General features: G+C 56.0%; 11 protein-coding genes and 1 tRNA gene. 1 reads left to right on the top strand and 11 read right to left on the bottom strand.

Annotated elements, in window-relative coordinates; genetic code table 11:
* Nucleotides 1-26: 26 nt before the first annotated feature.
* The 11 genes from polA to SFX18_14665 form a co-directional block, all read right to left on the bottom strand.
* Nucleotides 27-3,083, bottom strand: coding sequence for a DNA polymerase I (gene polA, locus SFX18_14615; GenBank protein MDX1964382.1), 3,057 nt, complete (start codon nucleotides 3,081-3,083; stop codon nucleotides 27-29).
* A gap of 263 nt (nucleotides 3,084-3,346) precedes the next feature.
* Nucleotides 3,347-3,420: transfer RNA gene (locus SFX18_14620), tRNA-Ile, on the bottom strand.
* A gap of 295 nt (nucleotides 3,421-3,715) precedes the next feature.
* Entirely contained in the window at nucleotides 3,716-4,873 is a 1,158-nt protein-coding gene (locus SFX18_14625) for an FAD:protein FMN transferase (GenBank protein MDX1964383.1), read from the bottom strand.
* 54 nt (nucleotides 4,874-4,927) lie between these two features.
* Nucleotides 4,928-6,853 (bottom strand): 1-deoxy-D-xylulose-5-phosphate synthase, encoded by a 1,926-nt coding sequence (gene dxs, locus SFX18_14630; protein ID MDX1964384.1) that lies wholly within the window; start codon nucleotides 6,851-6,853, stop codon nucleotides 4,928-4,930.
* Entirely contained in the window at nucleotides 6,853-7,770 is a 918-nt protein-coding gene (locus SFX18_14635) for a polyprenyl synthetase family protein (GenBank protein ID MDX1964385.1), read from the bottom strand. Before SFX18_14635 ends, dxs begins: the two co-directional genes overlap by 1 nt.
* 93 nt (nucleotides 7,771-7,863) lie before the next feature.
* Nucleotides 7,864-8,358 carry an exodeoxyribonuclease VII small subunit gene (xseB, locus tag SFX18_14640; GenBank protein ID MDX1964386.1) on the bottom strand — a complete coding sequence of 165 codons (495 nt, stop codon included), beginning with the start codon at nucleotides 8,356-8,358 and terminating at the stop codon, nucleotides 7,864-7,866.
* A gap of 40 nt (nucleotides 8,359-8,398) precedes the next feature.
* Entirely contained in the window at nucleotides 8,399-9,625 is a 1,227-nt protein-coding gene (gene xseA, locus SFX18_14645) for an exodeoxyribonuclease VII large subunit (protein ID MDX1964387.1), read from the bottom strand.
* 302 nt (nucleotides 9,626-9,927) lie between these two features.
* Nucleotides 9,928-10,521 carry a hypothetical protein gene (locus SFX18_14650; GenBank protein ID MDX1964388.1) on the bottom strand — a complete coding sequence of 198 codons (594 nt, stop codon included), beginning with the start codon at nucleotides 10,519-10,521 and terminating at the stop codon, nucleotides 9,928-9,930.
* Nucleotides 10,487-10,771 (bottom strand): hypothetical protein, encoded by a 285-nt coding sequence (locus SFX18_14655; GenBank protein MDX1964389.1) that lies wholly within the window; start codon nucleotides 10,769-10,771, stop codon nucleotides 10,487-10,489. Before SFX18_14655 ends, SFX18_14650 begins: the two co-directional genes overlap by 35 nt.
* A gap of 42 nt (nucleotides 10,772-10,813) precedes the next feature.
* A complete protein-coding gene (locus tag SFX18_14660; GenBank protein ID MDX1964390.1) occupies nucleotides 10,814-10,996 on the bottom strand; it encodes a hypothetical protein in 183 nt (60 codons plus the stop codon).
* 89 nt (nucleotides 10,997-11,085) lie between these two features.
* On the bottom strand, nucleotides 11,086-12,003 hold the full coding sequence (locus SFX18_14665; GenBank protein ID MDX1964391.1) for a phosphoribosylaminoimidazolesuccinocarboxamide synthase: 918 nt from the start codon (nucleotides 12,001-12,003) through the stop codon (nucleotides 11,086-11,088).
* A 225-nt stretch (nucleotides 12,004-12,228) separates the two neighbouring features.
* Here SFX18_14665 and galE point away from each other — a divergent pair, with 225 nt between their 5' ends.
* Entirely contained in the window at nucleotides 12,229-13,215 is a 987-nt protein-coding gene (gene galE / locus SFX18_14670) for a UDP-glucose 4-epimerase GalE (GenBank protein ID MDX1964392.1), read from the top strand.
* The last annotated feature ends 44 nt before the right edge of the window (nucleotides 13,216-13,259 follow it).

Consider the following 13,259-nt stretch of genomic DNA (forward strand, 5'->3'; position numbering starts at 1 on the left):
TCCCTGACTCCTGATCCCCGCCCCCCTCATTCGCACTCCGCCCAGGTGCGCCCCGCCTTTAAATCGACTTTTAACGGCACTTTTAGCTGCATGACGCCAGTCATCTCTTGTTCGATCAGTTCGCTTATCGCGTCGATTTCCGTTGGTGGAGCTTCAAATACCAGTTCATCGTGAATTTGCAAGAGCATTTTGGTTTGCCAGTTTTCCGACGATAAACGCCGATGGATCGCCAGCATCGCCAACTTAATCAGGTCCGCCGCCGATCCCTGAATGACCGTGTTGATGGCGGTCCGTTCTGGCAGGCTCTTTTGCCGCTGGGACGCGCTGGGGGGTAGGGCCGCATGGGCCGGATTGGGGGGCTTGACCCCGGTAATTGCACGTCTACGGCCCAGGATCGTGCCAACATAACCCTGGCGCGCGCAGTCCGCCAGCACTTGTTCCATAAACGCCGCCACCCCCGGATACCCGCGAAAGTACGCGTCGATAAACTCCGCCGCGGCGGTTTGCTCGATCCCCAGGGCTTTTGCCAGGCCGAAGGGACTTTGACCATAAATAATCCCAAAGTTGACCGCTTTGGCCACGCGGCGCTGGGCGCTGGTCACCTGGTCCAGCGGCACATGAAAAACCTGGCTGGCCACGCGGGCGTGAATGTCCTCGTCGTTTTGGAACGCCTGGCACATCGTTTCGTCGCCGGAATAATGCGCCAGCACGCGCAGTTCGATTTGCGAATAATCCGCGGCAACTAACCGCCAGTCGGGGTTCCCCGGCAAAAACGCCGCGCGAATTTCCCGGCCGCTTTCAGTCCGAATGGGGATATTTTGCAAATTGGGATCGCTACTGCTGAGCCGCCCCGTCGCCGCGACCGCCTGGTGAAAACTGGCGTGCACCCGCCCAGTGGCCGGATGAATCAGTTCCGGTAATGCGTCAATATAGGTGTTTTTTAGCTTGGAAATTTGGCGATACTCAATAATCTTGGCCGGCAGCGGATGTTGCAGGGCCAGTTCCTCTAGCACCTCCACATCGGTGCTGGGACCGGTCTTGGTCCGCTTTAGCACAGGCAGTTTTTGTTCGGTAAACAAAACTTCCTGCAATTGCTTGGGGGAGGCGATATTGAACGAGCGCCCTGCCAAAGCGTGAATCTCGGCCTCCAACCGCTCAAGCACAATCTCATATTTGCCGCTGAGATCGCGCAACTGCGCGGCGTCCACCCGTATTCCCTGATACTCTAGATCCGCCAGGACGTCGATCAACGGCACTTCGACGCGTTGATTTAGATCCGTTAGCTGCCGCTGGGCCAGCTTGGCGGTAAGCAGCGGTTCCAACCGGAGGGGAATATCCGCGTCCTCCGCCGCATAATGCGTTATCTGCTCCACCGGTACTTCATCCATCCGCTTTTGCGCTTTACCCGTCCCGATCAATTCGGCGATGGTGGTTGTTTTGTGATTTAAATAGCGGCTGGCTAGCTCGTCCAAATTATGATTACGCTCCCCCGCATCCAATAAATAGCTGGCCACCATCGTGTCAAATACGACTCCCCGCGTTTCCACGCCCGCCGAACGCAGCACAATCAGGTCGTATTTGAGATTTTGGCCGATTTTGCCAATAGCGGGGTTTTCGAGTATGGGTCGCAACACGTCCAAGACCAGTTGCAAATCCAGGCATTGGTCTCTTTCCGGGGCGCGAATAGGTATGTAATACGCCTCGCCCTGTTGCCAGGCGCACGAAATACCCACAATTTCCGCCCAACGCGGGTGAATATGGGTTGTTTCGGTATCGAGCGAAAATTGCGCCACTTGGCCTAATTCCGCCGCAAGCCATGCCAATTTTTCGGGCGTATCAATTGTTTGATACGTCGCCTCTAATTTAACAGGCGCTTGCCGGAGTTGCTCGCCGCGCATTTTATTGGTCAAGGCGTGAAAGCCTAATTCGGCAAATAACTCTTGCGCGGATTGGGGGCAAAAACCGCGACATGCCGCGGCCGCCCAGGGAATTTCAATATTGACATCGGTTTCCAAGCGGACCAGTTGGCGGGCAAGCACGGTTTGATCCCGCGCTGCCAGCAGATTTTGCTTGCGCTTTTCGCCAGTGAGCGCGTGGGCGTTGGCAAAAATATTTTCCAGCGTGCCATACTTTTGCAATAGTTCCGTGGCTATTTTTGGGCCAATGAGGGGAACGCCGGGAATATTATCCACCGCGTCGCCGACCAAAACTTGGTAGTCAATGACCTGCCCGGGCGCGACCCCCCATTCGGTCAAGAGCATGGCGGCGTCAAAGTATTGATTTTTACGCATGCTATACAGCCGAACTCGGTCCGTGATGAGCTGGCGGTAATCCTTATCCGCCGTGACCAGCACGCATTCGCCACCCGCCGCTTCCACCCGCCGCGCTAGCGTAGCCAAAAGGTCATCCGCCTCGTAACCGGCCAACTCCAAGATGGGAATCTCCAACGTTTCCAGCACGCGGCGGATCATGGCGATCTGGGGGATCAAATCCGGCGGCATGTCCGAGCGATTTTGCTTATACGGGGCGTAAAGCTCATGGCGAAACGTCGGCCCGTCCAGGTCATAAGCACAAAACAGATAATCGGGACGCTTTTGTTCCAAAATGGCAAACAAATCGCGGGTAAAACCAAACACGGCGTTGACCGGCAGACCCTGGGGGCTGGTCATTTCTGGAACGGCGTGAAACACCTGAAAAATCAGCGACATCGAATCAATCCCCCAAACAGTTTTTCCCCGCAGATCGGGAAAGCCCTCCCGGGAAACTTTTTCCAGCGCATCCGCTGGCGTCCCTAGTTCACTCGCAACCAGGAGCTGACCCGTAGCCTGCTCAAGCACATCGCCGGGGGGGGTGGGATTGGGGACAAATTGCGGAAATTGTTGCGCGGCGAGAGGACTGGCAATATTTTGTTCAACTATTTCCTGGATCAACGTATCATGAGGGACAGGCATACGTGCTTGGCTGACCGGCGGCGACATCGCCATGGGCACGGCAGGTTCAACGGATTGTTTTGCTTGATCCGCCTCCGGCTCATCCCAACCGGGTAACGTCGGTTCTTGGACGGTGCGCCGTTGTTTGGCCATAAGTTCTACTTGCCAGAAAGTTTGTAAAGAAAATCCGAATCCCAGGCATTTTAACGGGTGACACGCCAGTTGTCCCGTCCCCGGCACAAAGCCTCCAAGGCAAGGGTTATTGGTCAAGGGGCGGCGGCACCGCCGCAGCCAGAATGACTAAGAGGAATGCAGCCAGAATGGCTAAGAGAAATGAAGCCCTGAATCATTGAAAGGGATTCGCGGCCGCGGGTAATTATTCGTAGCTAATTTAGCGTTAAACGCCAAAAAAACAGTGCGCACACCAAGATTCGAACTTGGGACCTCCACCTTATCAGGGTGGCGCTCTAACCAACTGAGCTATGTGCGCGAAAAGCTTATGTTATTTCGATAGCCCGAAGCGTAAGGGAGGGAAAGGGTTATAATCGTGTACCTACACCGAAGCGTAAGCGAGGAATATGAAAACCTGACTGTCCCTTGCTAACACGGCGGGCTGACTGTCCCTTGCTAACGCTGCGGGCTAAAAAACGCTGCGGGCTGAATCTAACTCCAAACCCCTATTTTCAATTCTAGCCCTTAAATGTCAAGTGGCCCGGCACTGCCCCGCCACCGTTATTGACATGGGAATACCCTGCGGGGTTCGGCCGTTCTGGATGAATTAAGTGTTATTTATCGGCGGGGGCCAGCGTGGGTTCTTCTAGCAGCTTTTGTAATCCCGAGGAAAAATATTCCACCACCCGGGGGGATTGTGCGGATTGCGCGGAGGAAGCGGAAGAGTTTTCCAGAGATGGGGACGAATGATCAGGAGTTGGCTGGCCTGTTGCCGGACCTACCAGCAACACCGCCTCGGTGCCGGGGTATTTACTAAGAAGCGGTAGGCCACGCTCGGGCCCCAGGACCGAGATGGCCGTGGCCAGACTATCAGCCGTAACACAATCGCGGGCTATCACCGTGGTCGCGCTCCATCGAGTGCAGCCCAGGCCTGTGGCGGGATCGACAATATGCGAGTAGCGCGTGCCGTCAATGGTAATACTTTGAAAGGCGTCGCCCGAGGTGGTAATTGCCCCGTGGGCCAGGCGCACGTAACGATTGGCCGGCGCCTCGGGATCCAGGGGTGTCAACCCAATCCGCCAACCGGTTTGGCCTGGTGGCGGCCCGGAACAACCGATATCGCCGCTAGCGTCGATCATGGCCCGCTCGATCCCGAGTTTTTTTAACTCCGCGAGCGCTTGATCGATCGTGTAACCGACGGCAATTCCCCCTAAATCCAAACGCAGGTCTCCCCGCAAAAAGGTTACCGCCTCTTGCCGGGGATCGAGCAACAGTTTTTTATAGCCCAACGCCGCCTTCGCCTGTTCCAAGACTTCCGGGGCCGGTAGAGCGCGCGTACGTTTGCTTTTACGCCAAAGTTGCGTCAAGGGGCCGATGGTTACATCAAACGCTCCCTCGGTTTGACGAGACAATTGCTGGCCGAGGGTTATGATGCGAAATAAATCCGCACTGACAGAAACCGCCGTCCCGGGTTGCGCATTGGCTGTCTTGCAGAGCCGCATGAGTTCGCTGTCTGGCAAATAATCGCTAAATACCTGGTTCAGCCGTGCAAATGTGCCAAACACCGCCGCAAAGCCCGCCTGCGCCTCATCCGCTGATGGGGCATAGAGGACCACGCGCACGGACATGCCCATGTGCCGCTCGGTCGCGGTAAAGCGTTGTAGCTCGGCTCCCCTGGCATGGTTTGGGGCTGGCCCAGGCGTTCCCCCCGCACTGAGCACTAGTAATAACGCCAGCCATGCAAATTGAGAAACAACCCGCGGCAAAAGCATGGCAATAGTTCCCCATCGACCGCGGGGGATGGAGTTTACAAAGTTGCCAGTCATCTAAGAGACCTGCCGCTGGACAGAGCTTTCCCGCGGTTGCACGCCGGCGCGGCTGGCGGCGTCCAGGCAGGTTTGCACGATGCCGTCCACGTCCAGCTTTAGCTCGGCCAATAATTCCGCCCGCTCGCCATGTTCGATAAAGCGGTCGGGGATTCCCAGACGGGTCAGATGGGCTGCGTTGATTCCCGCGTCCGCGGCCGCCTCCAACACCGCGCTGCCAAATCCGGTCATGAGGGTCCCTTCTTCCACGGTCACCACAAAGTCGGCGCTGGTCAGCGCCCGCAAGATCGCATCCGTGTCCAGGGGTTTAATAAAACGGGCGTTAATGACACCCACGTCGTAACCCGCCTCGCGCAGGATTTCCGCCGCTCGCAGGCAATCCGGCAACAACGTCCCGCAAGCGATCAGCATGCCGTCCGCGCCCCAGGAAAATACCTCGCTGCGGCCGTATTCAATGGGATCGCGCTCTTGTTTGACCTCCACCGCGTTGGCCTTGGGATAGCGCAGACTGCACGGCCCGCCGTGGGACAACGCCCAGGAAAGCATTTCCCTTAGGTCGCGGCTGTCGCCGGGAGCCATGACAGTCAAATTGGGAAAGAGCCGCATGTACCCGATATCAAAGCAGCCATGATGCGTCGGACCGTCCGGCCCGGTCAAACCCGCCCGGTCGAGCATAAATGTCACCGGCAAATCCTGCAGGGCGACCTCTTGAAAGATCTGATCGTAACTGCGCTGCAGGAATGTGCTGTAAATATCCACAATCGGACGGAGTCCTGTCTTGGCCTGGCCGGCGGCAAAGGCCACGGCGTGGGACTCGCAAATGCCCGTATCAAAAAAGCGGGTGGGGAATTTCTCGCGCACGGCCTCCAGTTTATTCCCCTGGCACATCGCGGCGGTCATCACCGTCACCCGCGGATCATGCTCGAGCGCGGCATGGATCGCCTGGCTGGCAATGTCGGTATAGGCCTGGCTAGAGCTCTTTTTTAAGGGGATGACTTCGGCGTTATCCCCGCAACGAAACGGAGCGGGCGTGTGATAATACACCGGGTCGCGCTCGGCGGGTTCAAAGCCGTGCCCCTTGTTCGTTACCACATGCAGAACGACCGGACCATCAACCTTGCGGACCATTTTTAGGTATTTGCCCAGTTGCGCCAAATTATGCCCGTCGATCGGGCCAATGTAGCGCAGGCCCATCTCTTCAAACAGCATCCCCATGTGCAAGCCTTGCTTGAGGGATTCCTTCATCTGCCAGAGGAGTTGTTCCGCTTGATCCCCGACCAGGGGAACTTTCTTTAACAGGTTGCTGACTTCATGCTTAAAATTATTATACAGATCGTTAGTCCGCAGGCGGTCCAGATATTCGGCCAATCCCCCCACGCGATTGCAAATGGACATCTTATTATCGTTCAGCACCACCAGCAGCTTGGACTTTAGCCCCCCCGCATTGTTGAGAGCCTCAAACACGATCCCCGAAGGCAACGCCCCGTCTCCAATCACCGCCACGCTATGGCGGTCATCCTGGCCTAATAACTCGTCACCCGACCGCAGGCCCAGCGCCGTGGAGACGCTGCAACCGGCATGTCCGGTCATAAACAGGTCATAGGGGCTTTCTGCGGGGTTGGGGTAACCCATAAGCCCCCCTTTGGTCCGGATGGTGTCGAATTGCTGGTAACGCCCGGTAATTAACTTATGGGGGTAAATTTGGTGGCCCGTATCCCAGATCAGCCTGTCATGGGAAAAATCAAATTCCCGGTGCAAGGCCAGGCATAACTCCACGACACCCAGGTTGGACGCAAAGTGCGCGGTCCGGTGTGCCAGCAGTTCGCACAAGGCCAACCGCATTTCAGTGGCTAGCTGTTCAAGCTGCGACAGGGAAAGACGGGTTAGGTCCCGCGGCGATTGGATGGTGCTTAATAAGTTATCCATCAGTGATTCCTTTCCACAACATAGCGGGCCAGGGCTTCCAGCTTTTCGCCCGCGTTACCAAACGGTGCCAATGCCGCAATCGCTTCATCCACTAATTGATTAGCCATGAGTTGACTTTCCGCAATGCCACACAAAGTAGGGTATGTCATTTTACCCAAATTGTGATCTTTACCAACTCTTTTGCCTGTAGCCACTTCGCTCCCCTGCACATCGAGCAAGTCATCCGCGATCTGAAATGCCAATCCAATCTTTTGACCGTAAATATCCAAGGCTGCCAACTGTTCCCGCCCCGCAAAGGCGATCATTCCACCCAATTTGAGGGAAACTCGGATCATCGCGCCGGTTTTGCGGCTGTGGATCGACTCCAATTGCTCTACGGACGCCGGAGGGAGCGGATCAGTTAAAAATCGACCCTCCGCCGCTAAATCGCTGGCTTGCCCCCCCACCATGCCCACCGGGCCAGCCGCCTTGGCCAATTCCGTACAAGCGGTGGCGGCCAACGTTGGCGGATGGAGGCGGGTTAACTGCTCAAAGGCCAGCGTGAGCAATCCATCACCTGCCAAAATGGCAGTCGCCTCGTCAAATGCTCTGTGACAGGTGGGCTGTCCCCGCCGCAAGTCGTCATTATCCATCGCTGGCAAATCGTCGTGGATCAGCGAGTACGTATGGATCATCTCTACCGCACAAGCGGCTGGAAGCCCATTTACCCAATCCTCACAACCGCAAGCCTCGGCCCCCCATAACAATAGCGTGGGCCGGAGACGCTTGCCTGGAGCCAAAAGCGAATATCGCATCGCCGCCGCCAAGCGTTCGGGGCATCCCGGGGTAAATTGCAAGGCCGCCAACAACGCCGCGTCGATCACTTCCCGGGTGGCCAACAGGGATTCGCTCAAACCGTGGGTGGCAAGTTGCGGCATGGGCGAGAAATTCATCCTAAAGAAACGAATCGCTGATTCACGACGGTTGTTGGCCTAACAGATTTTCCACAATCTGCGGTGACGCATTTTATTCTAAAAAAGGTTACCTGTGTCGTCTATTCCTGGTTTGGAAAATGAATCATCTTCCCAGGGGGCCAAATTGTTAATCTTTGCAGATTTGGTGGGCGGGGTAACTTGGAGTGGAGATTCAGGTTGTTGCATAGGGGTTGCGGAAGCGGCTTTTTTAGAGCTAGTAGCGGGGCCAGGCCGTTTTTTTGCGGATACTGGTTCGGGGGAATGCGAATTTTCGGATGTGGGGGCCGCAAATGTCGCTGTATCCGCAAATGGTTGCGTGAGGGGTTGTCCCCCGGCATCCAAACCTGTCAAAAGTTCAATTTTACGTTCCGCCCCGGCAAGCAAATTTTGGCATTTTTTTAAAAGCGATACGCCTTCTTCATAGAGGCCCAGGGATTCATTCAGCCCTAATCGCTGGTCTTCCAGCCGCATGGCAATTTCGTCCAGGCGGGTAAGCGCTTGTTCAAAGCTAAGATCGGAGGGGGCAGGGGGGGAATCGTCGGGCACAGACATGGCCAAGGTCGAGAAGCGTGATTGTTGTGGAATATGGCGTTCAGACCGTGCGTGAGGGGTTCTCTGGCAGAATCTGGGTAACCGTGCTGGAAATTTCTCCATTGGCCAGCCGGGTTATGATTTCCATGCCCAGCCTAACCTCGCTGGCCGCGGAGAGCAACATGCCATCCTCCCCCCGGCGTGTCAGACTATACCCCCGCCCTAAAACCCGCAATGGGCTGAGGGCTTCTAACTGGACCGCTCGACTGGCTAATAAGGTTGTGTGATTGGTCATGATCTGTCGAATTTGGCGGGTCGCGGCGGTTTGCCACTGGTCGAGCTGTTGCGACCATTGCCAAATTCGTTCATAAGGTCGGCGAAAGGGGAGCCGATTTGCCAGCTGGTCCAGCCGCCGTCGGGCTTGCTCGGCCCGCCAAGCCAGGCTTGCTTGATAGCGAGTTCCCAGTTTGGCTAACTGCTGACGCAATTCAGCCAGGGAGGGAACAACCCGTTCCGCCGCTTCACTGGGGGTCAAGGCCCGCACATCCGCCACCAAGTCCGCCAGGGTGACGTCAATCTCGTGTCCCACGGCGGAAACAACGGGGCAGGGGACCGCGGCCATGGCCCGAACGACTTCCTCCGCATTGAACGCCTGCAGGTCCTCGCTGCTACCTCCCCCGCGGGCCACGACCAACACATCCAGCGGAGGCAAGAGAGCACTAGCCCGGCGAATGGCCGCCGCAATTTCGCGCGGTGCTTCTTCACCTTGGACACGCGCGGGCAAGATGAGCACATCGGCCAGGCGCCAACGACGGCGGAGCACTTCCAAAAAATCCTTGACCACCGCTCCCGTGGGACTGGTGACAATCCCGATGCGGCGGGGAAACGAGGGGAGTTCACGCTTGCGCGCGGGATCAAACAGCCCCTCGCGGGCAAGCTTTTCCTTGAGCCGTCGCAGGGCCAATTCCGCCGTGCCAACGCCGCGCGGGTGAAGTTCCTCTATCACTAACTGATACGTTCCGCGCGGGATGTAAAGGTCTAAATACCCCCGGGCGATGACCGCCAGGCCATCCTCCGGCTGAAACTTGAGTTTGGCCGCGGTACTACGCCAAATGACCGCCTTCATCTGGGCCGAGTCGTCCTTTAACGACAAGTACCAATGTCCCGAACCTGCGGCGCTGCAATTGGTCAATTCGCCGCTGACCCAGACCTCGGGGAAGGTGGTTTCGACCACTTCCTTTAGCAGGGTGGTCAGGGCCGAGACAGTCAGGACGGGCGTGGGGGACATGGGCGTATTAGACAATTCAAAATACTCAATCACAGAGGAGCGGAGGAGCAGACCGAGCGGAACGGAGTAGATTGGAACTCAAAATCGGATAAGAATAGAACACAGATCACATTGATTAGACAGATTTTACACAAGTCAGTAAACGCGGTCCAAAGGCATTTGATTCTTTGCGGGCCAAAGACTCGGCCTATCCCAGACAAGGGCAAGCGCAGTGTCGTCCTTGGTAATAGGGGCAATACGATATAAAGGGCCTACTGCCTGATGCATCGACTTGCAAGCTAGCGCCCGCGCCAAGATTAAAGTTATGTAGCAAAATTTTTGCCAATTTCCAACAGTTTTTCCAATAAATCAGCCACGCCCAATTCGGGAGCCCATTTTCGCAGATAAGTCTGATCTAATTCTGAATAACGCGACTTTGCGATTGCCAACAAGTCGCCCCATTGCCGATCGGAAGTTTCATCCGTTAATCGAAACCAACCCAACTTAAGAAGTATGACGTCTTCGGCAGTGGCCACTCGAACCTGTAGCGGTTGCGCGACGCCTAACGGTTGTTCAATAGCGCGCTCGAAGGCGATTAAATCAAAATCGCGGCGATGACTTATAAAGCAATCGACCTTGAATGCCGTTTCAAAATGGATCAAATTGAAGCTGGATTGTTCCCGCAAAGCCGCTTCGATGGCCGACTCACTCAGATAATGCGAATTTTGCAGGGATATTACTAGCTTTTCAACCTGTGACCGGTCTAATTCCACCGACAGATCAACATCCACCGTCGTGCGGGATAATCCATAGTAACTAGCCGCCACCGAGCCACCAATAAAGTAGCGAATTTGTAATCGATGGAAAGTTTCGATTACCGGCTCAAGTGCCTGCCGAATGATGTTTTGTTCGTTCATGCGCACGCTCTTCATCCGCAATTTTGAATTGTCTTGCCATCTCCGCTCCATAATTGCGGCTAACAAAGCGATAGTTTACCTCTTGTGGTGATAGATGGGGATACTGCCGGGATATCGCTTGCTTGCCAATTCCAATGATTTCATCCGTCAGCCGCGCCATCAGCTCAAAACGCTCTTGGGGCGACTTTTTGCGGATCAGCTCGATCTGCACGCGCTCGGCCTCGGGACTGGTGTCGGATAAAAGGCGCATCGGCAAACTCCCTCGTGGGCGGGTGGTGACGGCGAATCCGCCTTACTTCTTGGCGGATTTCTTGGCCGCTTTATTTTTGGAACTGGCCGCTTTTTTCATCGCGGGTTTGGCTTTTTTGCCCGCGCTCACCGCCGCGGGGGAACTCTTGGAACCGCTTTTTTTGCCAAAGGCTTTTTCCCAACCGCTGGCAAACTTTTCATTGCTGCCGACACGCACTATTGACACGAACGCACCTCAAAAAAAGGAACAAAATTAGTTGCTGTCCGACCCTACCTTCAACACTAACGATTTTCGGTCGGTTCGACAATCGAAATTTACTTCCAGGGAAAATTCCCCCCCGTCAATCGCTCAAACGCCTGGATATACTTTTCCCGGGTTTGTGCCACCACCCCCGCGGGCAACGGCGGCGGGGGGGAGTTCTTGTCCCATCCGCTCGATTCCAGCCAATCCCGCACATACTGCTTATCATAGGAAGCCTGGGCGTGGCCCGGCTGGTAGTCATCCCGTGGCCAAAACCGCGAGCTATCCGGCGTCAATATTTCATCAATTAAAATGATTCCCCCATCCGGCAGGCGTCCCCACTCGAATTTGGTGTCGGCAATGATGATTCCCCGTTCCCGGGCGATCGCCGCCCCCCAGTGGTACAGGGCCAGGCTGCGTCGCCGTAATTCTTCCGCCGTTTCCTGGCCGATCAGGTCAACCATGCGTGAAAAGGCAATGTTTTCATCGTGGGCCCCCCCGCCACTTTCGCCGGTGGGACTATTCACTTTGGTCGCGGGGGTAAAGATCGGCTCGGGCAGCATGGCCCCTTCCACCAGCCCCGGCGGCAGCGCGACCCCGCACACGCTGCGATTGGCACGGTATTCTTTCCAGCCCGAACCGGCCAGATAACCCCGCACCACACATTCTATCGGGATCACGTCTGTTTTTTTAGCTAATAAAGCCCGTCCCGCCAAAGGGCGAGGATCCACCGTGGCTGGCAGGCCAAAATCCGCCGGATCGGTGCTAAGCACATGATGAGCCTCCGCCGACTGCGCAAACCACCACGCGCTCAGGCTATTGAGCACGCGTCCCTTATCGGGAATTCCCCCTGGTAAGATCCAGTCAAAAGCACTGATCCGATCGGTGCTCACCAGGAGCAGGCGATCCCCCAGGTCAAAGACATCCCGCACTTTGCCATGGCGCACGGGGAGACCGGGCAATTCAGCTTTTAAAAAGGGTTCTGCTGTCATGGAGGGGCTATATGAAAAAATGTGGTCCAGAGGATAAATTTACCCCGGGAGAGCGTGAATTTGGTTGTTTTAACGGACTGACGCTTGCCCGGCAACGCCGTGGAATTACGATACAGCATATTACCAGGTTAGCTCCCCTCTGTTTGGCCTGATAATTGCTATACTTAGCCATCATCTTTTTTACAGCACGACCTAAAACCCCGACTTTACAAAAAAAGGCAAAACATGCTGGTATTGGTCACCGGAGGCGCGGGATATATTGGCAGCGTGGCCGTGGCGGAACTTATTACCAGTGGCTATGACGTGGCCGTGCTGGACAATCTTTCCCTAGGCCACCGCCAAGCGGTCCATCCGCAGGCAAAAATCTTTGAGCTGGATTTAGCCGATAAGGCCCAGTTATCCGAAACACTCTCAAAATTGCGGCCGGAGGCCATTTTACACTTTGCCAGCCGCAGCCAGGTGGGCCAGTCGATGCAGCAACCGTTTTTGTATTTGCATCATAACGTCAGCGAGGGGCTCAATTTGCTAGAGGCGGCCGTTACGGCGGGTGTGCACCGCTTTATCCTGTCTTCCACGGCCAATCTGTACGATCAACCGCAAAAAATCCCCATTGATGAGACCGAGGCCCTTATTCCCGGCAGCCCCTATGGCGAGGCCAAGCACTACCTCGAAAGAGCCCTCTTTTGGCTGAATAAAACCCACGGGTTAAAATTCGCCGTCCTTCGCTACTTTAATGCCGCCGGGGCCACCACCACCCTGGGTGAAGACCACCGACCCGAAACGCATTTGATTCCCTTGGTGCTACAGGTCGCGCTGGGTCAGCGTTCAAAAATCACAATTTTTGGCGATCAGTATCCCACGCGCGACGGAACCTGTGTCCGGGATTACATTCATGTGACCGACCTGGCGCAGGCCCATATTTTGGCCCTGCAGGCGCTTGATACCCGGACTGAGCCCGGTTTGTTCTATAACCTGGGAAATGGCAGCGGCTACACCGTGCGCGAAGTCATCGACACGGCCACACGTATCACCGGTCATTCGATCGCACAGGAGATAGGCCCCGCGCGCGCGGGGGATGTGGCGGCGTTAGTGGCCAGTAGCGAAAAAATCCGCCACGAACTGGGCTGGCAGCCTCGGTACCCGGATTTGGAATCCATCGTGGCGACCGCCTGGGACTGGCATCGTCGGCATCCACGGGGGTATGGGGAATGAAGACTGGGATCGCCAACCTCGTTACACTTACTATCTATTTTCCT

The sequence above is a fragment of the Pirellulales bacterium genome, assembly GCA_033762255.1.
Taxonomy (GTDB): Bacteria; Planctomycetota; Planctomycetia; order Pirellulales; family JALHPA01; genus JANRLT01.